This window comes from Labrys sedimenti (assembly GCF_034424805.1).
GTDB classification, from domain to species: Bacteria; Pseudomonadota; Alphaproteobacteria; order Rhizobiales; family Labraceae; genus Labrys; species Labrys sedimenti.
In genome coordinates this window covers 51,590-74,497 of the sequence record NZ_JAXOUF010000019.1, presented here as the reverse complement: position 1 = coordinate 74,497, position 22,908 = coordinate 51,590, and the positions used below count along the sequence as shown (strand labels likewise).

Sequence of the window (22,908 nt, the reverse complement as noted above, 5' to 3'; positions counted from 1 at the left end):
GCGTCTCCAAAATCATGCATCTCCAAGAAGCGGAGCCGAATCTGCAGACGCGTCCCACTCATTGCCCCATGCTTTTATGATCGTCCTGGACCGACATGAGGCCGCATACCAGCCGAACTTGGCATCGTCGTTCAGGCAAGACGGCCAAGCACAAAAATGCTTTCGTTGTCGTTTCGACTTCTCGACATGCGGCGCTGTGGCGTTCGCCAGGTCGGCACGCCCTTCACAGCCTCTCAGTCTGCCAGCATGTAATCCACCACGCTGTAGCAATGGCTCGCCTGGTAGGCGTTCCGACCCCGGTTCATGTGCGTCAGGTTGAACGCCCGAATGGCGCGCAAGACGCGGCTGTTCGCGAGGAACTGGCGTATCGAGACGGAGCTGCGCACATTGATGCCGAACATGTCCGCCCCGCTTGGGAAGAAATAACTGACGTCCTCCGGCGCGGCGACGCTTTGCTCGAGCAAGGGTTCGTCCACCTGGTTCGGCGTGGCGGAACGATCTTTGGTGAAATCCGAAAGATGCACGATGAATCTGGCGCGGACGTCCTCGCCCTGGGCATAGAGTGTAAAAAGCTCCATCCAGCTCGCATTGACGCGTATCAGCGGTTTGTCCGAGGTCGACGGCAGACAGGAAACCGACCAGTAGTAACGCTCGGTCTTGCGCAGGATCGGAATACAGTTTGGACCGTATAGCCTGAGAATCTCCAGCACTTCCTTTGCTTGGGGACGGCAAAGCAGCTTTGCAAAGCGAGCGGCATATTTGAATCGATGCTCCAGGGACTCCGAGCGATCGGCTGTGTCCGGCAAGTCGATTCTGCCCTCTATCCATTCGCGCTGCTGCTCAAGCTCGAGGAATTGCCGCAAGCCAGTGGTGCGCGGGCGAGGCGTCATGCCCATGTCAAGCATCCTGTGAAATTCGCATGCTCGGCATCGGCCGGCTGCTATGTTCCCGCCCGGGCGGTTTCAAGTCCAAGCACCATGCCCGATTCACCCCCGAATGATATGTCGCGGACGAAGAATTGAGAACATCTCGGCCACCGCGAGGAGAAACAGCTTCACCATGCGCCGTCGGAGGCACTGAAAATACCATGGGAGCCTCTCGCGACCTCCCATCGCTCGCTGAAAGCAAAGGGCTTCACTTGACGCCTCGCCCCTTTGAGCACCTATCCCTCGGAAGACAGGAAAGCTCGCGTCGAAACAGCCGACACCTTCTGCCGCAACTTCACCTTGTTGCCCTCGACGGCGGAAACTTGAGACATGTCGAGAAAGGGCTTCCGGGGATCCAGCATTTCATGGCTGCTCAACTTGATCGAGGTGCCTTCCACCTTTTCGACGATACCGACATGTTGGTCATTGGCATCGACGACTTCCATATTCTCTCGGATATCCATCATTGGGTGCGCTCGCGTTAGAAACGAGCACCTAACCACCAGACAGATACGAAGTTCCTCAAGCATCGCGGAGCGACGACATCGGCTGGCCCGTCGAGGCCCATGGCAACGGGTTTCCGCCAGCCGCCCGGGCGCAGCATGAAACAATCCTTGTCCAGTCTGGTTCTCCTTGGGGAGGGATTTTTCGCAGGCGTGCCGAACGCACGCCATCCCGCCGGCATGGCGCCCTTCTCTCAGCGGGACTGCGCCGGCAGCAGCGGAAGGGCCAATATGGAGGATGGCATGAGCTGGGTAGGAAAATGGAAAAACCAGTATGGCTCGATCCTCACCATTACCGAAGACGGGGATGGCCAGGTCACCGGCACTTTCAAGACGGCACTGCTCGATAGCGGTTTCTACGGTACCGAAATCGCGGTCTGCGGCATTCATCTGGGACATTGCATCAGCTTTGCCTTTACGGCTTCAACCGCGGGCGGGGACCTTTTGTGTTCCTATAGCGGATTGTTGCGCGGCGACCGCCTCCATACGGTCTGGCACGTCATCTCCGACGGCCGGCTCGATCCGGACGCCCGCATCACCGAGCGGCCCTGGCCGCATGCGGTGACGACGAACGCCGATACCTTCCTTCGGGAGGCCCAGGATGAGCCCGACGTGAAGGCCGGTCGGGACAGAGTTCAGGAAAAGACAGGCGTCCGGGCATGAATGAGTCCGGCTTCAGGAGAAAGCCCCATGGTTTCTCGTCCGTTCTGGAAAGGTTACCTCAAGCTCTCGCTGGTCACCTGCCCTGTGGCGCTGACGCCGGCGACCTCGGAAAGCGAGAAGGTCCATTTCCACACGCTCAACCGGGCAACCGGCAACCGCATCATCAGCCAATATGTCGATGCGGTCACCGGCAAGCGCGTCGACGAGGAGGACGAGATCAAGGGCTATCAGCGCGGCGAGGACGATTATGTCATGCTCGATGACGAGGAGATCGAAGCGGTCGCCCTGGAGAGCACCCGCACCATCGACATCGACCTCTTCACCCCCCATGGCGACATCGAATGGATCTGGCTCGACAAGCCGCACTATCTGACGCCGGACGATCCCGTCGGCGAAGAGGCTTTCGCGGTCATTCGCAACGCCATGGTCACCACGAAGATGGTCGGGATCGCCCGCCTGGTGATGTATCGGCGCGAGCGCGCGGTGATGCTGGAGCCCCGCGGCAAGGGCATCGTCGTATGGACGCTGCGTTTCGGCGACGAGGTCCGTGACCCCCACGCCTATTTCGGCGAGTTCGGCGATATCAGCCCTGATCGCCCCACGATGCAGCTCATGCAAAAACTGATCGACGGGCGCACCAGACCCTGGAACCGGAACATGGTCCGCGACCCCGTGCAGGAGCGCCTTCTCGAGACTATCGCCGCCAAGAAGAAAGGACGGCGTCGGCCCGTGGCCCGGCGCAAGAGCGAGGAGTCCGGCAAGGTCGTCAGTATCATGGATGCCCTGCGCAAGAGCCTGGCGCACGAGGCACGGCACTGATTCCAGCAGGTACGGCGCTCGCCTGGTCAGGCTGCCTTGCGCGCCGCGCGGGCCTCGAGTGGCACGGCCGCCTCGCGGAAATGCGCCCAGGGATCAGCGGCAAGTGCCGATAGGCGCGTCGGCGTGTTCGTCACCGTGAAATAGGCAGGGCCTATCGCCGGCGCCAGTTCCTCCCAGGCAATCGGCATGGAGACGGCGGCACCGGGCCGCGCCCGCGTCGAATAGGGCGCAACCGCCGTGGCGCCGCGCTGGTTGCGCAGATAATCGATCAGGATCTTGCCATGGCGCTTGGCCTTGGTGATGGTCGAGACGAAACGATCCGGACTGTCGGCGGCCATGGCGTCGGCAAGGGCCTTGGCGAAGGCCTTGATCTTCGGCCAACTGGCTTTCGGCTTGAGGGGAGCGACCACATGCAGCCCCTTGCCGCCCGATGTCTTCACGAAGGCGGCAAGCCCGGCTTGTTCGAGGCGCTCCTTCACCTGTTCAGCCGCTGCGATCACCTCGCTCCAGGCGACATCATCGCCCGGATCGAGATCCATGGTGATCATGTCCGGCCGCTCCCAGTCGGCGAGCGTCGACCCCCAGGGGTGGATCTCCAGGACGGCCGCTTGGACCAGGCCGATCAGGCCGTCGAGATCCTCGATCGCGATCAGGGGCTCGCCATCCCCGTCCTTGGGATCGCTCACCTGAAGGATGTGTTCGTTCACACCCTTCCAGGCATGCTTCTGGAAGAAGCGCGGCCCGTCGATGCCATCAGGGCAGCGCAACAGGGCGAGGGGCCGGCCGACGACGAAGGGCGCCATGACGCGCCACACCTCGGCATAATAATCGGCGAGTCCTTCCTTCGTCACGCCTTGCTGGGGCCAATAGAGCCGGTCCGGATGGGTGAGCTTCACGGTACGGCGCGGTGCTGCAGCCATGGTTCCTGCCTTTTTCCTGGTCTCCCTGACGACCTCTCTCGCCGGCTTGTCCTCACGAAGGCCGCGAAAGGCAGCATGGCGCAGATGACGATCGGCCGTCCAGGCCCGGAATTCCACCTCCGCCACCAATTCCGGACGCGTGAAGCGCACCTGCCGGCCTTCCTCGGCCGTGAGCGGCCGGCCGAACGGGCTTTGCTTGATACGCATGCCCTCCAGCCGCCGGAACAGGTCTTCGGCGACCGATCGGGTGAAACCGGTGCCGACACGGCCGACCGGCTCCAGCTCGTCGCCCTGATAGACGCCGAGGACGAGCGATCCGACCGCCGTTCGGGACGTGGTGGACGGGACATAGCCGCCGACCACGAGTTCCTGGCGTGCCGAGCATTTGGACTTCACCCAACTCCGGCCGCGCCCCGACTGGTAGGGGGCGGAGCGAAGCTTGGAGACGACGCCTTCGAGGCTCAGCCGGCAGGCATGGCGCAGCACCATGGCACCGCTTTCCTCGAAATGATCGGAAAAGCGAATTTCCTTTGTGGCCTGAGCCAGCAATTGCTGCAGGAGCGCCTTGCGCCGAATGAGTGGCAGGGCCCGGAGATCATGGCCGTCGAGATAGAGGAGATCGAAGCCGTAATAGACAAAGCGGTCAGAGCGGCCTTCGCTCAGATCCGCCTGAAGGGTGGAAAAATCCGAAGCGCCCATGCCTGTCTCGACCACCAGTTCGCCGTCGAGGAGTGCCGAACGTGCCGGCAAGGCCTGCAACGCCGCGCGCACCGGTCCGCCGAACTTTTCGGTCCAATCGAGCCCGCTGCGGGTCAGAAGCGTCACTCGCTTTGCCTCGATGCGCGCCTGGAGGCGGTAGCCATCGAATTTGATCTCGTGCACCCAATCGGAACCTGCCGGCGCCTTGGCGACCAGCGTCGCGAGTGTCGGCTCGACGAAATCCGGCATCGGCGCCTTCCTGGCGCCTTTGATCGAGGCCGGATCGGAGACGGCGCCAGGCTCCTGTCGCCCCTCCGATGGTTGGGCTCGCCTGCGTTTGGGCGCGATCCTGCCGGTCCTCGATGACCAGCCCGGCTCTTCGCCAGCGACCTCTGCAACCTGGCGGCCCGTCTTTACCGATTCCGGCCGCTCCTCGAGGATGTCGGGAGCGTCCGGCGGGCGAGCGGCCTCGTCATCGCCCTTGATCAGCAGCCAGTTCTCGCGCTTTTCACGCGGCTTGCCGCGCATGCGGATCAGATGCCAGTGGCCAGTGAGTTTCTCGCCCTTCAGCTCGAATCCCAGATGTCCCTTGTCATAGCCCCGACGCGGATCCCCGATCGGCTGCCAGGTCCCGCGATCCCAGACGATCACCGTGCCGCCACCATATTCTCCCTTGGGGATGGTTCCCTCGAAATCTCCATAGTCGAGCGGATGGTCCTCGACATGCACGGCAAGGCGCTTCTCGCCGGGAACCAGGCTGGGACCCCGGGTTACCGCCCAGCTCTTGAGCACGCCGTCCATTTCGAGCCGGAAATCATAATGCAGCCGCCTGGCGTCGTGCTTCTGGATCACGAAGCTGTTGCCGCGCCTGCGCCCGGCGCGTCCCTTCGGTTCGGGCGTCACCTTGAAATCGCGTTTGTTGTGATAGGGCTCGAGCGCGCTCATGTCAGCTCGCCTTGCGTCGAGCGGTGCGGGTCCTGCTCGCACGCGTCTTGCGCGCTGCGGTCTTGCGGGCGACCTTGGCCGGCGCCGAGGACCGCTGAGCCGTTTTGCCCTCAACCAGCCCGGCGCTCTCCCGCAACACGGCCATCAGATCGACCACCTTCTCGCGCACGGGCTCCCTGCGGATAGGAACCGGTTTTCCCTCGATCTTGGCCTTGACCAGGTCGGCGAGAGCCTCTTCATAGCGATCCTCGAATTTCGATGGATCGAACCAGCCCGACTTGGTTCGAATGATATGCTCGGCCAGATCCAGCATCTCGCCTTTGATGGTGAGGTCCGGCACCTCGTCGAACACCTCTTCGGCCGCACGCACCTCATAGTCGAAATTGAGTGTGGTCGCGATCAGGCCGGGTCCCTGCGCCCGGATCAACACCGTCCGAACCCGCCGAAACAACACGGTTCGGGCCAGCGCCGCGACTTGCCGGTCCCTCATGCCGTCGCGGATCACGGCATAGACTTCCGCAGCCTCGCTGTTGGCGGGCGCAAGATAATAGGGATTGTCGAAATAGATATCATCGATCTCCCGGCACCGGATAAAGGCGTCGACGGCAAGCGTCTTGTCGCTTTCGGGGACAGCCGAGGCGATTTCCTCGGGCTCCAGCACCACATAGTCCCCGGGCGCGGTCTCATAGCCCTTGACCTGTTCCTCCCGGGGCACGGTCTTGCCGGTCTCGCCATCGATGAAGATGCGATGGACGCGATGGCCGGTTGCACGGTTGAGCGTGTGGAACACGATGCGATCGGAGGCCGATGCGGCCGTATAGAGCGCAACCGGACACGTGACCTCGGCGATTTTCAAGAACCCCTTCCAGTTCGCTCGTGGTGCCATGGATCCGCCTCCGGGCTCGACGATGAACGTCGCGAGAAGCTTTGAGCCGGTGCCCGCGACCGTTTCTCAAACCGGGCGTCGGCACTATTGTTCCGGCAGGCCATCGATGTCGGCATCAACGCCAAAGGCAGCCCCCTGCGACGAAGCCAAGGGGCCTGCCTATTGGACATATGTCCAGATCATGTAGGCAACGAAACAGGCCAGGGCCGCACCTGCCATTCCCAGGATCAGGACGTAGAGAACCCGCCATCCCGCCGGCCCCTGCCGAACGGTATCGGTCGTGATGTTCTGCGTCTCTCGCCCATCGGGCGGTGCCGGCTGGACATTGTCCTTTTCGACCGTGGGGGTCATGTCGGCCTCCTTTTCTCGATCTGCCTGCGCCCCCAACTTCTTTCCTGACGATACGTTCCTGTTCCGGCCGTGCCGGAACCATCCGATCCCGCTCGGGTTGTTGAGCAGGAGATATGATATGGACACCCAGCCCTGGAGCCGCCCGGTCCAGTTTGGAACCGAGGGCGGAGACATCAGGATCCTGACTTCGACGGAAGAGGCATCCTACTATCTGCAGAACGACTGGCCTGCCGACATCGGGCCGAAGTTCATCGAAGCCCAGCGCACCTGCCTGGATGTTCTGGCAGGCATCGGAGGCCCCGACGATGCCCGGGCCGCCTTCCTCGAGGCTTGCAAGGAAGCCGAAATCGACGTCGTGCCTTGAGGGGAGGACTCATTTCTTCGCCCGCAGCTGGCGGAGCGGTCCTGCGGCTGCAAGCAAAACGCATGGCGGCCGCAGTTAGCTCGCCTGTCTGTAGTCATCCTCGCCCATTTCACAGCTCAGGCGGGCCCTCGCCCGGTTGAGCCTGCTCTTGACCGTGCCTACGGCACAGCCACAGATCCCCGCCGCGCTTTCGTAGGATTCTCCCAGAACCACGATCAGGGCGATGATCTCCTTGTATTTGTCGGGCAGGCACTGGAACGCCCGGCCGACCTCGCCGATCCTGACATTCCATTCCTGTTCGCCCGGCATCGCCGCACTGTCGAACAGCGTGTCGTCACCACGCAGCACTTCACGGCTCCGCTTCTTGGCCTTCGTGCAATAGCTGTTGCGCATGATCGTGAAGAGCCAGGACTTCAAACGGGTTCCCGGTTCGAACTGATCGATATTGGCGAGAGCCTTGAGAAGCGTTTCCTGAACCAGATCGTCGGCATCGGCGGGTTCCTGACAGAAGGTGCGCGCAAAGGCCCGCAAGGCTGGGATCAGCTTTACGATGTCGGCCCGCTCAGCATTCTCGGTCACGTGATTATCCTGCAAAGGAAATCCCCTTCGTTTGACGGCTGAAATGATGGGATGTCCTGGGTCAACGCGAAGATAACGGTGGTTGTTCCGTCGCCGGGTCGAACTTCGTGATGAATCTCCGCTCTTCGTCGGCAGTCTGGAACAGCATGGGCCGATGCAGGTTTGGTCGACACCAGCTGTGTCCGTCAACGGAGGCTGCATGCGCCACGCAGATATTCGCATCGGCATATCGGGCTGGGCCTATCCGCCCTGGCGCGGCGACTTCTATCCGGAAGGACTACGCCAGCACCATGTTCCGGACGATCGAGGTCAACAGCACTTTCTATCGTCTGCAGAGCCCGGCGACCTTCGGGCGATGGTTCGACCAGACCCCGGTGGATTTCACCTTCGCCGTCAAGGCCCCCCGCTTCATCACCCATGTCAAGCGACTGCGCGATATTTCGGCGCCGCTCGCCAACTTCTTCGCGTCCGGGGTCTTGCGGCTAGGGCACAAGCTGGGGCCGATCCTCTGGCAATTGCCGCCCAATTTCCGGTTCGATACGGATCTGCTCGCTGACTTCCTGAGACGCCTACCTCGGAACACCACCGCTGCCTTGCATATCGCCAGGCAGCATGACGACAAACTTCGCACCGAACCCTGGCTGAAAACCGCCGGCGAACAGCCGATACGGCATGCTCTCGAAATCAGGCATGAAAGCTTCCTCGTCGGCGATTTCATCACCCTGCTGCGCGAGGCCGATATGGCGCTGGTCTGCGCCGACAGTGTCGATTGGCCGCTCGTCATGGACGCTACCTCGGACTTCACCTATTGCCGGCTGCACGGATCGAAGAAACTCTATCGCAGTGCCTACGGCGCCAAGGCGATCGATCTCTGGGCAAAGCGGGCCAAGGCATGGACCCAGGGCAGGAAGCCAGTCGAAAGCCGGTTCATCGGCCCGGCCAGGGACATATCAGGACGGCGCGATGTCTTCGTCTTCTTCGACAATACCGACAAGTTGCAGGCGCCCCATGACGCCCAGGCCTTGATGGAGCGGCTAGGGCAGCCGGTCAGGCGCCTCACTTCCGCGGCTTGAGGCCCAGCCGGGCCGCGTCTACCCGAAAGGAACAGGCCATGACATTTCATATCGCACAACTGGGCCCCGGCTCGAACGAGCGGATCGTGCGTGAAAAAAGCTATGCAACGCTTCAGGAAGCTCGCGGCCTGCGCGGCTATTGGTGGTGCCGGGATAGACGGGGACGGACGCGCTTCATCTATGTCGTGAATTGACGCGTTCACTACCCATGGCGCCGCTCCAGGACATGGAATGCCCCGGCTCACACGAAGGGCGAGCCGGGGCGTTGGTTTTACTGCCACTTCTGGCTGGCGTACCAGGAGTCGATCTCTGAGCGAACTCTGTCCTTGGTGAGCCCATAACGCTCCTGGAGCTTGCCTTCGAGCTGGTCGCGCCGACCCGCGATGACATCCAGGTCATCGTCGGTAAGCTTACCCCATTGCTCCTTCACCTGTCCCTTGAGCTGCTTCCAGTTTCCTTCCACGCGGTTCCAGTCCATGTCGTCCTCCTGTTTGAGACCGCTACCGAACTCTCCAGGAGCCGAAATGTTCTGTCGCCCGGCTATGTCGTGCTGCGGGTATTGAAGGCTGGAGGATCGCTAGCGGGAAAGGATTCATCCGCCGCCTCATCAACCTCATCCCAATGCCGGGGAGGATAGCGCATCGCCTCGGTTCCGGCGTGGCGCTCCCCACCCAATCCGCGCCTAGCCTTCTCATCCAGGGCCAGTTCCCGAGCAATGCGAGCCTCCCGTTCCGCCCGCAAACGGCGATTTTCGTCCAGCAGCTTGGCGATGGTGAACGCAGCTGCAAGCGACGCCAGAAGACGAAGACCGGACATGCCATCCTCCTCAAACGGGAAAGTCGCTGGCTGAGCTGAGCCGGTATCGACCTATGGCAAGCCTTGCCCACCGTCGATTGTCGGCATTCGCCAACCCTCACCAGGAGCGATCGAGATACCTCAATATTTTTGATTCATAAATCAGAAATATATCAGTAACCAATAAATTCATGGAACCGATCTCGGCACATACGAGTTATATGACGCCAATATAAAGGAGATTTCCATGCTATACACAATTCTCCTCATCATACTTATACTTGCTCTGGTTGGCACTTTGCCAACATGGCCTTATTCCGCCGGTTGGGGGTATTGGCCCAGCGGCGGCCTTGGCCTTGTCGTCGTCATTGTGCTTCTACTCGTCCTGCTCGGTCGAATATGAAGCTATCGAGGCTGGGAAGACGGCGGTGCCCGCTTGCGTCTCGTGCCGCCTTCTTCTGCATTGCCTTGCCCGGAAGCCGATCTGTCGACCGCCTCGGCCGCACGTGCCAGCGTGACGCCACGCCGGATGGAATCTGCCAAACTCTCGGCATTTCCCCGGCCACCGGGGCCTAGCGTGCGGATTTCACGCCGGGATTCGGCCGCATAGGGAGCCATGCCGGTTCCGTCTTGCCTGGATCTCATGGGATCGCTCCTCCGCGCATTACGACCTGAGCCGCGCCATGGCGCGGCGTTCCTCTCCGAACCTTCGATGCCCGCAGGGGTTCCCGGCGCGCCAGATGGTTTGATCGATTCCCAACCTTCGGAACCCGTTCATTCTGCCGTTGCCCTGCCGCAGGGAGGAACCCGTGCCAAAATTGAAGATCGTCTCGCCCGATCAACTCGAGCTGCGCCGACGCCGCTGCGGGCGCGGATTTTCCTATGTCGACGCGGCGGGGGAACGCATCACCGATAAGACAGCCCTGGCCCGATTTCGTGCTCTTGCCATTCCGCCGGCCTATTCGCAGGTGCGCATTGCATCGGACGAGCGGGCTCATATCCAGGCGATCGGCCGAGACGAAGCCGGCCGGCTGCAATATCGCTATCATCCCGAATGGGAACGCAGGCGAGAAAACCGCAAAACCCTGAACATGATGAAGCTCGTGCGGACGCTTCCCAGGATCCGGGCGGCCATCCGCCGCGACCTCGCCTCCCCGAAGCTGGACCGGAACAAGGCGGTCGCCTGTGCCGTCGCCTTGATCGACAGCACGCATATCCGGGTCGGCGGCGAAGCCTATGCGCGGGACAATGGCAGCCATGGTGCGGCCACCCTGCTCAAACGGCACGTCACCATCACGGCAAGCCGGGTGGAACTGCGTTTCCGTGGCAAGGGCGGCAAACCCATCCGTCGCAGGGCGGAGGATGCCGCCCTCGCCCGTGCTCTCGCCCGCTTGCGTACCCTGTCCGGTCCCAGGCTGTTTCAGTTCGTGGATGCGGAAGGGGCCCGCCACACGATTGAAGCCGACGACATCAATGCCTATCTACGCAGCATCTCCGGCATTGATGTCACAGCCAAGGATCTGCGCCTGCTGGGCGCCAGCAAATGGGCCGTCCAGGAGCTGGCCGCCCTAACCCCGGCCCGCAGCATGGCCGGCCGGAAACGCCAGATTGCCGCCGTCATGCGGCAGGTTTCGTATCACCTCGTCAACACGCCGGCCGTCGTCCGCAAGAGTTATGTGCCGGCGCTGATCATCGACTCCTTCAAGACGGGCCGGCTGCACACAGCCTTCATGAAGGCCCGCTCGAGCGGCTATCGGCGCCGCGCCGAGGCGGCGCTGGGTCTTCTGGCACCGAAGGAACCGACGGTCTGATCAGATCCCGCGCGCGCTTGTGCCGGCCTTCCTGGATTTCCTCGACGATCTTCGCCACGAAGGCTGGAATGTCCTGCGGTCCGCGACTTGTCACGATGCCGTTGTCGGCGACGACGTCCCGATCGATCCATTGGCCGCCGGCATTTTCGACATCCCTTCGGATGGATTGGTAGGACGTCACGTCGCGCCCTCGAATGGCATCGGCCTGGACCAGAAGCCAAGGGGCATGGCAGATTGCGCCGACAACCTTGCCGGTGTCGATAAAATTGCGGACGGTCTCGATGGTCGCATCATCTGTCCTGAGCTTGTCGGGGTTCATCACGCCGCCGGGCAGGACGAGAGCATCATAATCATCCGGCCGGGCCTCTCCTATCTTGAGATCCGCTTCGACTGTTTCTCCCCAATCGGTTCTGTTCCACCCACGGATGGGCAGGCCGTCGGGCGTTGCAAGGTCGACCTCGGCCCCGTTGCTGCGCAGCTGATGGCGCGGCTCGACCAGTTCCGATTGTTCGAAGCCGTGCGTGGCGATCATGAGTATCCTGGCGTGCCTGATATCGGGCATGGAAACCTCCTGTCGGCGGGCTTGTCCATGCTCATCGAACCCCCGATGCCGGCACCGGTTCCTCCTTCCCTCCCATCGACGGCAAGCCATGGCGGCCGTCACGCCGAGGAGGCTCGGGAACCCGGGGCGGCCGTACCGGTTAGGAAGGCCAGCACAAAGGAGGCTCATGATGCCCCGTGGAGACAAGTCGAAATACACCGACAAGCAGGAACGCAAGGCAGATCATATCGCCGAAGGCTATGAGGCGCGCGGCGTATCCGAAAAGGAGGCCGAAAGGCGCGCCTGGGCCACTGTCAACAAGGATGATGGTGGCGGCAAGAAACCAGGTGGTTCGGGACGCGGAAAATCCACCACCCATCCGGCATCCCACAAGGGCGGCAAACTCGGTGGTGAGGCTTCCGCCTCGCGCCCGGCAGCCGCGCGCTCCGCTTCAGCCAAGAAGGCAGCCGCCACGCGCAAACGCCACGAAGCCCACAATGCCTGAGGTGATGTCTGCAGCATGAGGGAGGAAACCATGGCCCGAAAGCCAAAGCGGACGGAGAGGGAGCACGACCAGCCCTACGCCACCGAGCGAGAGGAATATCGGTTCGACAAGGTGAAACCGCCGACCGATCCGCAGGAAAGGCGAGCCCACAGCAAGCCCGGCGGAGGCGTCAAGCGCCCGCCGGACAAAGGGCCTCCTCCACGCAGATCAGACGATCCGGATCGATGACGGCGCGGCAAGCTCGAACGGGTGCCGGCACCCACCCTCCAACTGAGGCGGAAACCTCAGCTTCGGATCGCGAGGAGATCGCCACGCTCGCTGATATCCGGCGACTCGCCGGCGGCTGCCGGCGCTGTGATCTCTACGAGCACGCCACCCAGGTCGTAACGGGAGAAGGCAGCGAGCACGCCCGCCTGGTTCTGGTCGGTGAGCAGCCGGGCGATCAGGAGGACCTGCAGGGGCGCCCCTTTGTCGGGCCGGCCGGCCGATTGCTGGATCGATGCCTCAAGGAAGCGGAATTGGACCGCGACGAGTGCTACGTCACCAACGCCGTCAAGCATTTCAAATTCGAACGCCGCGGCAAGCGCCGGATCCACGAAAGGCCTAATGCCGGCGAGGTGCAGGCCTGCAAATGGTGGCTCGACAGGGAACTGAAAATCCTCAAGCCCCGATTGGTGGTGGCCCTGGGAGCAACGGCCGTCCTGGCCCTGCTCGGGCGCGCCGTCGGCGTGATGAAGCAGCGCGGCCAGGTTCTGTCCGGCCCGGACGGGCTCCAGGTTCTCGTAACCGTTCATCCCAGCTATCTGCAGCGTATCCCGGACTCGGGTGCCGCCGAACGCGCGCGCACCGCCTTCATCGAGGATCTGCGCAAGATCCACACGGTCCTCGGGGAATAGCTATCGACGCGAAGTTGGACCAGCCGGATTTGCGTTTGCCGAAACAATCTCGCGACAATCTCGCATTATGCGCGGGAACAAGGCTCCCGCAGCCGGCTTAGGAATGCGACTGGCGACGCGATGCCTGCCGCGGCCTGTGTGGCTAACCCGTCAACCTGGTAGAAGCCTTGCGGCTAACCATGCCTCGCTCCCCGGATCGCAAACTCGCAGGAGAAGACCAGGCACAGGGTACCAGTCGTCGATGATGGAGGTAACAATGATGCAACCGGAGAGAAAATCCCTCGACTTCGCCGAGCATCGCCAGGCTTATGACGGCTTCATACGTCTCACACTGATCGTTATCTTCCTGCTGCTCTCCCATGTTGTCGCGCTTGCCGTGGGGGGAGTGGCCCATTTGTGGGTTCTGGCCTGCCTCGAACTGGGGCTGTCGATCCTGGCCGCCGTGATCGGGGCTGCAGTCCCCGGCCTGGATTGGAAACCCGGAGCCGCCGTGCTGGCCTTTTGCCTTCTCACTCTGGCGATTGCCACCGGCTGAGCCTGCTCGCCGGGGCTACGAGGAACAGATGGGCAAGGTCAAGGCTGCTCTCGACGAATCCCGCACTCTGATGCTCGGGGCTCAGATCCTGCTCGGCTTTCAATTGCAGGCTCCTTTCCAGAACGCCTTCGAGCATCTGACGCCCGGTGAAAAGACCATCGAGGTCGTCGTGCTCTGCATCATGGTGCTGGTTCTGGGTCTGCTTGTCTGTCCCAGTGCGCACCACCGCGTCGTACACCGGGGACATGCTGCCCCGAGTGTTGAAGGGATAGTCAAATGGGCCATGGCTGCGACCCTGCTGCCCTTCGCGGTGGCGCTGGGGCTGGACCTCTACATCGCCGGAAACCGCGTCGCCGGCTTCACGACCGGCGTGGCGACGGCGGTGGCTGGAACCATCCTTGCATTGGGCTTCTGGTACGGCCTGCCGCTCCTTCACGACCGGCAACAGCGAGTACAAGCCATGCCGATCGCCAAGGAGCCCCCTATCGCTACCAAGGTGGAGCACGTCCTCACGGAGGCGCGCGTGGTCCTGCCCGGTGCGCAGGCGCTGCTGGGTTTTCAGCTGGCCATCATCCTGACCGACGGCTTTGAGCATCTCCCGCCATCCGCCAAGCTCGTGCACGGCTTGGCGCTTGGCCTGGTGGCGCTCTCCACCGTCCTGCTGATGGCGCCGGCGGCCTATCACCGGCTGGGCTACCAGGGGCAGGACACCGAAGGGTTTCATGCGGTGGCGAGCCGGCTCGTCCTGGCCGCGACCGTCCTTCTCGCTCTCGGCCTCTGCGCGGACATCCATGTCGTCGTGCAGAAGATCACCCTGAGCGGCGGGCTCGCCAACCTGCTTGCCGGCCTCTCGGCCATGTTACTGCTGGGGCTGTGGTATGTCCTGCCTCTCTGGCATCGCCACAGGCAGCTGGACAACGCGCAACCAGAGGGTATCCAGGCACGCGACCAAGGCCCGCGGGTTGGACCTGGCTCTCACGACCTTCCGATGTGAATGACGCAGGTGTGGAGCAGGATTTCCCGTGCGATCTGCGGCCAGTCATTGGGATGCAGTTCGTGGCCACCGCCCTCGATGGCGACCAGGCGGGCACCCTTCACGGCCGCCGCCATGGCTTCAGCATGCGCGATCGGAAATACCGGGTCGGCCGTGCCATGCAGGATCAAGGTGGGAACCTGGATATCGGCGGCCTTGGCCTGAACAGGTGATGGCGCCGCCACCGCCAAATGATTCCGCAGGCTGGAAAAGGACGGCGAGAGGCCCAGATCCCTGTCGATCAGCTGCCGGGCCGCATCGGCATCGTGCGGGTGGCGCCTGCCGGCAACCGCTTCGGCATCGCGGACCAAAAAATCAGCCACCTGGTTTTTGTCGTTCCAATCGAGATGGTGGAGCGTGGCCATGTGCTGCCTGTATTCCTCGCTAGGCGGCGGCAACCACTCGACGCCGAGCGGCGTGGAGCTGACGACGGTGAGCGTCTTGACCCGATGCGGCCTGATGAGGGCTGCCAATTGGGCGATGACGCCTCCCATCGACATGCCGACCAGATGGCCTGCCTGGAGGTTGTAACCGCTGAGCACGGCCATGGCGTCCTTGGCCATGTCTCCAAGCGCATACCTGGCCGTTTCGGGCACATAGGCTGTGGACGCACCGGTATCCCGGTTGTCGTAGCGGATGACATAGCGCCCGCCCGAGGAAAGCAACTCCACGAAGTCTTCCGGCCACCAGAGCATCGAGGCGAACGCACCTGCGATCAGAAGGATCGGCGGATCGTCGAGATTGCCGAAGGCCTGCGTCCGGATCCTCACGCCCTCGCCATCAATGATCCGCTCTTCCATCGCGCTAGTGTCCTCGTTGGTGAGGCTCTTGCGCCGAGTGGGCATCCCAGCGGGGGAAACCGCGCACAATGACAGCACCCCACCCCGCAGGGGTTCGGCATAGTCCTCAGCCGTGGCTCCGCCGGCGCATGCGCCCTATCGAGTGGCGCCGGACATCGGATCGAGATGCAGCTCGACCTTGGCCTTGTCGGTGGTCATATAGGTGACCTCATAATAGCCACTCTGGCTCCATTCGATCTCCGAAATATAGGCAAAACCATCCCGGGCTTCGACCTTGGCGATGATCTGCGACAATTTCAGGCTGCCCTGCGGAGGTAGAGCGGTGCTGGTGGTCTGGGCACTGGCCACGCCAGCAAGAAGCAGAAGGCCGGCAAGGGCCCCGACTATTCTTCCCATTGCGCATCCCTCATGTTCCGAATGCGCAAGAAGAACCCAACAGAAGGCTTTAGGTTCCGCAAGAGGCCACACAGCCGGGATTCAGGCGGCGACGCGGCTCAGATCCATTCTCAGTTCGATAACCAGCCCCTCGGGATGCCATTGGCGTGAAAATCCGCCGAATTGGCTCGCAGCCAGCCGCACGAGATGGCTGCCGAAACCTTCCGCATCCGATGGCTGCACCTTTGGTCCGCCGATCTCACGCCAGACGATCACAGCATCACCGTCCTGTCGCCGGCATTCGATCGCCACCCGGCCTGTCGACGTCGAGAAGCTGCCATATTTGGCAGCATTCGTCGCGAACTCATGCAGGAGAAGGGCAACAGGTGTCACCACATTTTCCGCAAGTTCGATGTCGAGCCCTTCAACCGTAAACCGCCTGCGCTCCCCCTGTGCTCCTTCCACATAGGGAGCCAGGATCGCCTCGATCAGCGCGTGCAACGTCGCCGTTTTCCTGAAGCCGCTATCGGCCGTTCCGGAAGCCAGGGTCAGGGCATGCGCCCTGGACAGCGCCCCCAAGCGATCGGCGACGATCGAGGCAAGCATCGCCGGCGTGTCGGCGGAACCCACACTCAGATTGACGATGCTGGTAGCAAGGGCGAACAGGTTCTTCACCCGGTGGTTCATCTCATGCAGGAGGAGTTGCTGCTGCTCCTGGGCCCGGCGCCGCTCGGTGATGTCGCGCGCGATCTTGGACGCCCCGATGATCACGCCCTCGGCATCCTTGATCGGCGAGACACTCAGCGAGATATCGACAAGGCTGCCATCCTTGCGCCGGCGGATCGTCTCGTAATGGTCGATCCGTTCACCCGCCCGGATCCGCGCCAATATGGCCGGTTCCTCATTATGCCGATCAGGTGGGATCAGCATCATCACGGATCGGCCGATCGCCTCGGAGGCGGCATAGCCGAAAAGCTGCTCGGCACCGGCATTCCAGCTGGTGATGATTCCTTCGAGACTCTTGGAAATGATGGCATCGCCGGAAGATTCCACCAGCGCCGCGAGGCGGCGGGCGGTCTGGTCGTTGTGATGGCGCTCGACCGCAAAGCCCAGTTGGCGGGCAACGATCAGTATCGTTTCACGCTCCTCGTCGGTGAACGGACGGGGGGTGTCGTAATAGAGCACGAACTCGCCGGCCACGCCGTGGCTGACCATGATCGGAATGAAGACCAGTGCGCCGATGCCCTCGTGCCGGGTCAGGGGTGCAAGGTCCGGCGGCAGATCGGCCTGGCCGATATCACCTATATAGATCGCCGCCGGTTCCTCGCCGTCCGGCCGCCATGGCGAATGCCCCTCGGCGCCGGCTCGATATTGTTCGGTAAGTCGTCGCCAGGCCGCAAAACGCAGAACACCCTTGCCGTCGAACCGCAGGATCGCTGCCCGCGTGCAGCCCAGCATGTCGCTGATGACGTCCAAGGCCGCGTCGTAGATTTGTTCGAGAGTGCGCGCGCGATAAAGAAGATCGGTGAAGTGGAACAACGCATTTTGCTGGCGCATCCGATGCGCGAGCGGCGCCTGTTCATCCAGCTCCGGATCTGCCACGCCGGAGACGAGCGCCGGCCTACCGCTCGGCTCCTTCTTGGTTTTCAACGCCGACACAGCCCTGATTGCTTCAAAGACTCGGACCTATTGCCTGAAATGCGCCGTACGCCCGAAGCGCGGAGAAATATCACGGTCACAATAGCCAAGCCGTTTGGATAAAGACAATCCAAAACTCGGTCGGCCAAATCGCCGGCCGCATCGGCAGAGGCCGAGACTGCCTTCATCGGTATGACAGCCGAAGCGAGGGAGGACCCTATCCGGGCCCGGCCTGTTCACGACGTGGTCTCACCGGCATTGCTGCGATTCCTGCCTTTGGGCGCACCGGTCTGATCCTTCGGCGTTTCGCCATGTTTGAGCTTCTCCGCCTCTTCGTTCCGCCCATTGTCGTTCGGGCGTCCCAGCGGCTCCTTCGTCCTGGTCTTTTTCTCGGGCATCGTGCTCCACTCCGTTGCGGTATGGACTTCCCGAACGGTCCGGTGACAACTCGGTTCCAACGCCAGACGCCAGCCGGCATCACCGCGCTGAGGCCTTGCCCTCGTCCTTCCTCCTGTTGGTAAAGCGCGCATTGCCCAGCCCCGTGCCGATGGTCAAGATGCCCCAACGCTTGACGTCGCCCATGCGAGGCACCTCCGACAGGCCCTGCACCACCGCATCATTGTGCAGAACGACGTGGGTCGCCTGCCCGCCGATCTTGGGTACGAATTTGAGCAAGGCCGCCGGCAGGTTGAAATTGGCGCCTTCCCAGTTGGCACCCGGCAGGTTCTGGCCTCCGCGCGCGATGGAACCGTCGGGCCTGATGGCGCCCGGACAGCCCACGCCGATCACCGGGGTGAGCCTGATCTTGTTCTTCTCCGCGCGCGAGCGCAGGTCCTGCAGCATCTCGCCGAGGCGACCTATCGCCGCCGTCCGCGCCGGCTCGTCATCGGCATGACGCCAGATCACGAGCTTTTCCACTTTGGCCCGACCGAGATCGGCCTGCTTGTCCACCTGGCTCAACACGATCCCGGCGCGGATGTTGCGCCCGCCGATATCCACCGCCAGCATGCCGTCGTGATTGGCCAGCACATAAGGCGGCAGCAGATGCAGGCTGCCGATCAGCCCCGCTTCGTCGGGGTGATGGGTGATCGGCACCACTTCCACCTTGACCCCTTCTCCGCTGAGCAGGGCCTGGGTCCGTGCAATCGCCAGCCGTCCCACACGACTTTCCCGAAAACCTCCGCCGATGACGATCCGCTCGGTGCGCTGCCAGGAGGCGGTTCGCAGGAAACGGCGGATGACGCCGGAAAGAGACCGCGCAAACTCCTCCAGCGCGCCGTGCACCAGCGCGGCGGCGTTCAGATCGTCGCCGGTCAACATTTCGTCGATCTGCTTGCGCTTGATTTCCTCGGTGGCTTCCTCGCCCAGGGGATCGTTGCCGGCCTTGCGGTAGAGCAGGCGCAATTCCTCCAGCTTTTCGAGAAAGGCGCCCGTATTGGCCTTGTCGCCGACAAAACCCTCCTTGTCGCGCAGGCCGATATTATAGCCGTCGACGTGGACGGACGGCAGCACCTCGCCACCATGATTGAGAAATTGCCACCCCGCCTGCTCGTTCATTCCCGAACCCGCCGATCCCCTGCGAACACTGCTGCTGGCGACAACCATTCGTACCGCCGAAGGTTCCGCCAAGACCTGCCACGAGGTCCACCGGTATTCCAGCGGCCCGCAAAAATGGCTCGCGGCCGTTGGAACCCTCTTCCACGGGTGTCGTTCGGTAGGCGAACAGGCATCGCAACGGGCCGTAAGCCATCGAGACCGACACGATGGGCCCGCGGCTCGCCTGTTTGCAACCGATCCGACAGGGAGATCGACGATGCCTCAAGCATCCTATCGCATCACGAGCAGTACCGATGGCTGGGTCATCGAGCATGACGGCAAGCGCGGCGGCGGTTATGAACTGCCGGAAGCGGCTTTCGAAACCGCGGTCGCTGCGGCCTCCCTGGATCTCAAGGAACGCCGGGACGTCACCATATCCGTGCAATTCCTCGAAGGCCCCGAAGATACCGAAGCCCTGGCGAGCGGATCCGAACCTGCGCGCCAGCGCGCCGAATTCGACAGCCCCGTCGGCAAGGCGAGGTGACGCCGCCGGGCGTTCAAAGGCAAAGGAGGATGTGATGATTATCAGGCAAGCCATGACGGCCGAAGTTTGTGTCGCCACGCCGGACGAGACGATCCAGAAGGCAGCCCAGCTCATGCTGGGCCTCGATATCGGCATGATTCCTGTTGCTCACGAAGACCGGCTGGTGGGCATGATCACGGATCGCGATATTGCCGTGCGCGGCGTCGCCGCAGGCCGAAGCGCGGATACGCCGGTTCGCGATGTCATGACAGAGGATGTCAAATATTGTTTCGATGACGAGGAGATAGAAGATGTTCTTGATAATCTGGGCGAGATCCAGGTCCGCAGGCTTCCCGTCGTCAATCGCGACAAGCGCCTGGTCGGCATCGTCTCTCTGAGCGATCTCGCCCGCTCCAGAGCGCCCGACAAGGCAGGAGCCGCCCTCGGTGAAATTGCCCGGCCAGGCGGCGAGCACAGCCAGGCAACGTTCTAGATTTTCCTTCTCGCTTCCCTGCCGTCGGCTTCCCCAAGCCGGCGGCGCATCAGGAGATTCCTCATACGCTCCGTCCAGGCAGCTGCACCATTTTCGAATTGTCTTCTTCGTCGGGGCACAGGAATCTGAGCGAATCCCTGCTGGTCACGCGGAAGGAAAGTACCATGACCAAGACCGAGATTCCCGCCGACGCCATCCTCCAGGGCCAAACGATCCTGGTCGCCGACGACGAAATCATCATCGCTCTCGATATCGAAGACATGCTGGTATCAGCCGGAGCCCGGGTTGCCGGCCCCTGCCTGACCCTGGCCTCCGCTTTGGAGACCGCCAGCCTGCAACCCCTCACGGCGGCTGTTCTGGATATCAGCCTCGGCAGGGACACGAGCGAGCCAGTCGTCGACCTGCTCGCAGCGCGCAACATTCCCATCGCCTTCTGCACGGGCAAAGTGCTTCCCGAGACCTTGCGGCAGAAGGTTCCCGAAGCGCCGGTTCTGGTCAAACCAGTTCAGCATCAGATCTTGCTCGAAACCCTTGCGCGCCTGACCAGGGAGTAGCGATCTTCCCTATTGGCCCGCAGACATCGCAAACCGCCCCAATCGCGGCAGGGAACATGTGCAAGTTTGCATCGTTACACAGAAGTGCCGGGTGAGATGAAAGCGGAGTGACAATCCGTTCGAGCGTGAAGATTCACCGGGACGGAAGATACAGCATCCGCATTCAACCGAGCCGGCTCAAAACGAGTGACGATTCATGCAGCAACTCCAGGGCATGCGTCTCCTTATCGTCGAGGACGAGATATTGCTCGCAGGCGATCTGGCTGACTATTTCGAAGAGAAGGGGGCGGTAATCCTCGGACCGGCGTCGACGATCGAGGCTGCGCAATGCCATGTGAACTCGGCCAACGCAGCCATTCTCGACGTCAACATCAATGGCAAGATGGTCTTTCCGATCGCTGACCGCCTGCTCGCATTGGGCATCCCTTTCGTCTTCTTCAGCAGCTACGACGAAGACGTCATTCCCACCCATCTCAGGCATGTCGACAATGTTCGCAAGTCGGGTGGCCGTCACGCCCTGCTTGAAACCCTGTTCGTGGCACACCGCAGGACGCAGGACGACATCAAGGACATTGACGGGGACCCGAGCGCCGACATCGCGGGGCTTCTCCCCGAACTCAGGCTCAGGGCCCGCCACTATCTTGACGGCAGGGCCGCTGCTGACCGACTGGTCGAGCAAACGCTGCTGGCCGCCATCGATCTTGCAGACCGCAAGCCGCCGGACCGCGATACACTCCCATGGCTTTGTGACCTCATGGACAGGACCTTCAAGGCCGTCGGCCGCCAGTTGCTCGACTGAATGGTGCGCCCGAGTTTCTCTCGCAATTTTCCTACCCGACCCTGCCGTCCACGAACACGGCGGAACCGGATCGGACGAAGACGCGTTGATGTTTCATGGTCAACTGCATCGGAAGAAAATATGAGCCGCAACATCCTCTTACTGCTGATTGTCGCAATCGTGGCGGTAGCCGGCATTGGCGCCTATATCTACCATGAGCAGAATAAGAATACTGTGCAGATTACCATCGGAAACCAGGGCGTAAAAATTAAGGGGCCGTCCGACTGAGCCACTGACACTGGCGCATCAGCGTTTGCCTTCCGTCTGCCCTTGATGCGGTCTGCTCCCCTGGAACACCGCCTCTCCTGGAACATTGTAGTGCGAGGGTGGTTAGCAAGGCCATAGCAATTCCCCGCCCCCGCCGCATGCGCGGGCAATAAATGGGACAGGACCTTTGCAAGTGACTTCCCGGCACAAACCTCCTAGTCTGTCGGCGGGCGGGCGAGGAAAATGCGTCTTGATCTTCCTTGGCGCGTGCAGATTGCCTCCGACCAACGGCGAGACGAGCAGTTCAGTGGACAACGATCAGAAAAGCGACAAGGCCAGATCCGCAGACAAGGAAGTGGCGCGCATTCTGGCCCGAGTCGAGCGCGAACCCATTCCCCAGCGCCTGCTTGAACTTGCCTTCAAGCTCCAAAAGGCCCTGAGAGACGCCAAGAAGGCCGACTAGAGACCGGGAAATCCGCTCGCCCTCCCCTCTCCCCCTGAAGTGCAGAGCTCAAGCCTCGACCATCCTGTCTATCCCCTGGCTAAAAATCACCCGACGAGCCTCCTTCATGCAATGGCCTTCCAGCGGCCAGAATGTGGTCGGATTGATATGGCAGTATAGCAAGACAGCTTGTGAGTCCCGGCCCATGGAATGGGATCCGCGCCTTGAGGGTGGCAACGGCGTTATGACCTTCCCAGGTCGTCGGCAGACATCCGATTGGTCGCCTTTACGGTGGCTGCAGCATGGGAGTTCTTCCAATGAAGCTGTCGCCCACGCACATCACGCGAACACTGAATCAGATCAGGGCCGAACCCGTCGCCGAAAACCATCCCGTATACAGCCAGTTCGCCCGACTGTTCGGGGAGCATACATTCTTTGTCGATGATGAGGGGCTCAACATCGTCGAGCCGATGGTGTCGGACAAGGATGGCGCCCAGAAGATGGAGGTGGCCCGGCTGGTGAGACTGGCCCATTGGCGCGACGAATATCATTCCAGCCTGGTGCCGCAACTGCCGCAAGAGACCGATACCGTGGTCATGCTGAGCAAGGCGGCCTGACGCGAAGCGTCTCGGCCGCGAGCCGGCGAGATAAGCGCGGC

The 22,908-nt window shown here is 62.2% G+C and carries 32 protein-coding genes; 18 read left to right on the top strand and 14 right to left on the bottom strand.

Annotation, left to right across the window (positions count from 1 at the left end; translation table 11 throughout):
- Positions 1-233: 233 nt before the first annotated feature.
- Positions 234-896, bottom strand: a complete 663-nt coding sequence (locus U1R88_RS29645) for a hypothetical protein (RefSeq protein ID WP_322434518.1) — start codon at positions 894-896, stop codon at positions 234-236.
- A 266-nt stretch (positions 897-1,162) separates the two neighbouring features.
- Complete coding sequence (locus U1R88_RS29640) at positions 1,163-1,393, bottom strand: DUF2171 domain-containing protein (protein WP_322434517.1); 231 nt, start codon at positions 1,391-1,393, stop codon at positions 1,163-1,165.
- 279 nt (positions 1,394-1,672) lie between these two features.
- On the opposite strand from U1R88_RS29640, the gene U1R88_RS29635 reads away from it, so the two are divergent.
- A complete protein-coding gene (locus tag U1R88_RS29635; RefSeq protein ID WP_322434516.1) occupies positions 1,673-2,092 on the top strand; it encodes an avidin/streptavidin family protein in 420 nt (139 codons plus the stop codon).
- 27 nt (positions 2,093-2,119) lie between these two features.
- The gene (gene ku / locus U1R88_RS29630; RefSeq protein ID WP_322434515.1) at positions 2,120-2,911 is read left to right on the top strand and encodes a non-homologous end joining protein Ku; all 792 of its coding nucleotides are present in this window, start codon (positions 2,120-2,122) and stop codon (positions 2,909-2,911) included.
- A gap of 26 nt (positions 2,912-2,937) precedes the next feature.
- On the opposite strand, the gene ligD is transcribed toward ku (U1R88_RS29630), so the two are convergent.
- The 3 genes from ligD to U1R88_RS29615 form a co-directional block, all read right to left on the bottom strand.
- On the bottom strand, positions 2,938-5,475 hold the full coding sequence (gene ligD / locus U1R88_RS29625) for a DNA ligase D (protein ID WP_322434514.1): 2,538 nt from the start codon (positions 5,473-5,475) through the stop codon (positions 2,938-2,940).
- 1 nt (position 5,476) lies between these two features.
- Positions 5,477-6,361 (bottom strand): non-homologous end joining protein Ku, encoded by an 885-nt coding sequence (gene ku / locus U1R88_RS29620; RefSeq protein WP_322434513.1) that lies wholly within the window; start codon positions 6,359-6,361, stop codon positions 5,477-5,479.
- Between the two features lie 159 nt (positions 6,362-6,520).
- Positions 6,521-6,712 (bottom strand): hypothetical protein, encoded by a 192-nt coding sequence (locus tag U1R88_RS29615; RefSeq protein WP_322434512.1) that lies wholly within the window; start codon positions 6,710-6,712, stop codon positions 6,521-6,523.
- A gap of 118 nt (positions 6,713-6,830) precedes the next feature.
- Here U1R88_RS29615 and U1R88_RS29610 point away from each other — a divergent pair, with 118 nt between their 5' ends.
- Positions 6,831-7,076, top strand: a complete 246-nt coding sequence (locus U1R88_RS29610) for a DUF982 domain-containing protein (RefSeq protein ID WP_068290139.1) — start codon at positions 6,831-6,833, stop codon at positions 7,074-7,076.
- 75 nt (positions 7,077-7,151) lie between these two features.
- On the opposite strand, the gene U1R88_RS29605 is transcribed toward U1R88_RS29610, so the two are convergent.
- Complete coding sequence (locus tag U1R88_RS29605; RefSeq protein WP_322434511.1) at positions 7,152-7,655, bottom strand: sigma-70 family RNA polymerase sigma factor; 504 nt, start codon at positions 7,653-7,655, stop codon at positions 7,152-7,154.
- 290 nt (positions 7,656-7,945) lie between these two features.
- On the opposite strand from U1R88_RS29605, the gene U1R88_RS29600 reads away from it, so the two are divergent.
- Together U1R88_RS29600 and U1R88_RS29595 are read left to right on the top strand one after the other, a co-directional pair.
- A complete protein-coding gene (locus U1R88_RS29600) occupies positions 7,946-8,728 on the top strand; it encodes a DUF72 domain-containing protein (protein ID WP_425545497.1) in 783 nt (260 codons plus the stop codon).
- 38 nt (positions 8,729-8,766) lie between these two features.
- Positions 8,767-8,922 (top strand): hypothetical protein, encoded by a 156-nt coding sequence (locus tag U1R88_RS29595; protein WP_322434510.1) that lies wholly within the window; start codon positions 8,767-8,769, stop codon positions 8,920-8,922.
- Positions 8,923-8,999: 77 nt separating this feature from the next.
- Here the strand turns inward: U1R88_RS29595 and U1R88_RS29590 are convergent, their stop codons facing one another.
- Together U1R88_RS29590 and U1R88_RS29585 are read right to left on the bottom strand one after the other, a co-directional pair.
- Complete coding sequence (locus U1R88_RS29590) at positions 9,000-9,206, bottom strand: CsbD family protein (protein ID WP_068290145.1); 207 nt, start codon at positions 9,204-9,206, stop codon at positions 9,000-9,002.
- A 62-nt stretch (positions 9,207-9,268) separates the two neighbouring features.
- Positions 9,269-9,544, bottom strand: coding sequence for a hypothetical protein (locus U1R88_RS29585; RefSeq protein ID WP_322434509.1), 276 nt, complete (start codon positions 9,542-9,544; stop codon positions 9,269-9,271).
- Positions 9,545-9,770: 226 nt separating this feature from the next.
- Between U1R88_RS29585 and U1R88_RS29580 the strand changes: the two genes are divergently transcribed.
- Positions 9,771-9,926: a DUF3309 family protein gene (locus tag U1R88_RS29580; protein ID WP_322434508.1), complete on the top strand. Its 156-nt coding sequence runs from the start codon at positions 9,771-9,773 to the stop codon at positions 9,924-9,926.
- Between the two features lie 406 nt (positions 9,927-10,332).
- Positions 10,333-11,334, top strand: coding sequence for a DNA topoisomerase IB (locus U1R88_RS29575; protein WP_322434507.1), 1,002 nt, complete (start codon positions 10,333-10,335; stop codon positions 11,332-11,334).
- On the opposite strand, the gene U1R88_RS29570 is transcribed toward U1R88_RS29575, so the two are convergent.
- Positions 11,252-11,896, bottom strand: coding sequence for a type 1 glutamine amidotransferase domain-containing protein (locus U1R88_RS29570; RefSeq protein WP_322434506.1), 645 nt, complete (start codon positions 11,894-11,896; stop codon positions 11,252-11,254). The two genes, U1R88_RS29575 and U1R88_RS29570, sit on opposite strands and share 83 nt — an antisense overlap.
- 169 nt (positions 11,897-12,065) lie before the next feature.
- Between U1R88_RS29570 and U1R88_RS29565 the strand changes: the two genes are divergently transcribed.
- The 4 genes from U1R88_RS29565 to U1R88_RS29550 all read left to right on the top strand — a co-directional run bounded on the left by U1R88_RS29565 (position 12,066) and on the right by U1R88_RS29550 (position 14,805).
- Positions 12,066-12,380 (top strand): plasmid stabilization protein, encoded by a 315-nt coding sequence (locus U1R88_RS29565; protein WP_322434536.1) that lies wholly within the window; start codon positions 12,066-12,068, stop codon positions 12,378-12,380.
- Between the two features lie 206 nt (positions 12,381-12,586).
- The gene (locus tag U1R88_RS29560) at positions 12,587-13,276 is read left to right on the top strand and encodes a UdgX family uracil-DNA binding protein (RefSeq protein ID WP_322434535.1); all 690 of its coding nucleotides are present in this window, start codon (positions 12,587-12,589) and stop codon (positions 13,274-13,276) included.
- Between the two features lie 256 nt (positions 13,277-13,532).
- On the top strand, positions 13,533-13,811 hold the full coding sequence (locus tag U1R88_RS29555) for a hypothetical protein (protein WP_322434505.1): 279 nt from the start codon (positions 13,533-13,535) through the stop codon (positions 13,809-13,811).
- 28 nt (positions 13,812-13,839) lie between these two features.
- On the top strand, positions 13,840-14,805 hold the full coding sequence (locus U1R88_RS29550; RefSeq protein WP_322434504.1) for a DUF6328 family protein: 966 nt from the start codon (positions 13,840-13,842) through the stop codon (positions 14,803-14,805).
- Here the strand turns inward: U1R88_RS29550 and U1R88_RS29545 are convergent.
- From U1R88_RS29545 to U1R88_RS29525, 5 genes are all read right to left on the bottom strand, one after another.
- Positions 14,787-15,644, bottom strand: a complete 858-nt coding sequence (locus tag U1R88_RS29545) for an alpha/beta fold hydrolase (protein ID WP_322434503.1) — start codon at positions 15,642-15,644, stop codon at positions 14,787-14,789. The two genes, U1R88_RS29550 and U1R88_RS29545, sit on opposite strands and share 19 nt — an antisense overlap.
- Positions 15,645-15,779: 135 nt before the next feature.
- On the bottom strand, positions 15,780-16,040 hold the full coding sequence (locus U1R88_RS29540; protein ID WP_068290161.1) for a PepSY domain-containing protein: 261 nt from the start codon (positions 16,038-16,040) through the stop codon (positions 15,780-15,782).
- A gap of 81 nt (positions 16,041-16,121) precedes the next feature.
- Positions 16,122-17,669: a PAS domain S-box protein gene (locus U1R88_RS29535; protein WP_322434502.1), complete on the bottom strand. Its 1,548-nt coding sequence runs from the start codon at positions 17,667-17,669 to the stop codon at positions 16,122-16,124.
- 224 nt (positions 17,670-17,893) lie between these two features.
- A complete protein-coding gene (locus U1R88_RS29530) occupies positions 17,894-18,055 on the bottom strand; it encodes a hypothetical protein (protein WP_156771565.1) in 162 nt (53 codons plus the stop codon).
- A 79-nt stretch (positions 18,056-18,134) separates the two neighbouring features.
- Positions 18,135-19,214: an ROK family protein gene (locus U1R88_RS29525; RefSeq protein ID WP_322434501.1), complete on the bottom strand. Its 1,080-nt coding sequence runs from the start codon at positions 19,212-19,214 to the stop codon at positions 18,135-18,137.
- 256 nt (positions 19,215-19,470) lie between these two features.
- Here U1R88_RS29525 and U1R88_RS29520 point away from each other — a divergent pair, with 256 nt between their 5' ends.
- The 7 genes from U1R88_RS29520 (at position 19,471) to U1R88_RS29490 (ending at position 22,867) form a co-directional block, all read left to right on the top strand.
- Complete coding sequence (locus U1R88_RS29520; RefSeq protein WP_322434500.1) at positions 19,471-19,737, top strand: hypothetical protein; 267 nt, start codon at positions 19,471-19,473, stop codon at positions 19,735-19,737.
- A gap of 34 nt (positions 19,738-19,771) precedes the next feature.
- Positions 19,772-20,209, top strand: a complete 438-nt coding sequence (locus tag U1R88_RS29515; RefSeq protein WP_068290168.1) for a CBS domain-containing protein — start codon at positions 19,772-19,774, stop codon at positions 20,207-20,209.
- A gap of 164 nt (positions 20,210-20,373) precedes the next feature.
- A complete protein-coding gene (locus tag U1R88_RS29510) occupies positions 20,374-20,763 on the top strand; it encodes a response regulator (RefSeq protein WP_322434499.1) in 390 nt (129 codons plus the stop codon).
- Positions 20,764-20,959: 196 nt separating this feature from the next.
- On the top strand, positions 20,960-21,562 hold the full coding sequence (locus U1R88_RS29505) for a response regulator (protein WP_322434498.1): 603 nt from the start codon (positions 20,960-20,962) through the stop codon (positions 21,560-21,562).
- Positions 21,563-21,682: 120 nt separating this feature from the next.
- Positions 21,683-21,829 (top strand): hypothetical protein, encoded by a 147-nt coding sequence (locus tag U1R88_RS29500; RefSeq protein WP_156771566.1) that lies wholly within the window; start codon positions 21,683-21,685, stop codon positions 21,827-21,829.
- Between the two features lie 229 nt (positions 21,830-22,058).
- Complete coding sequence (locus tag U1R88_RS29495) at positions 22,059-22,271, top strand: hypothetical protein (RefSeq protein WP_068290175.1); 213 nt, start codon at positions 22,059-22,061, stop codon at positions 22,269-22,271.
- 296 nt (positions 22,272-22,567) lie between these two features.
- Positions 22,568-22,867 (top strand): hypothetical protein, encoded by a 300-nt coding sequence (locus U1R88_RS29490; RefSeq protein ID WP_322434497.1) that lies wholly within the window; start codon positions 22,568-22,570, stop codon positions 22,865-22,867.
- Positions 22,868-22,908: the final 41 nt, after the last annotated feature.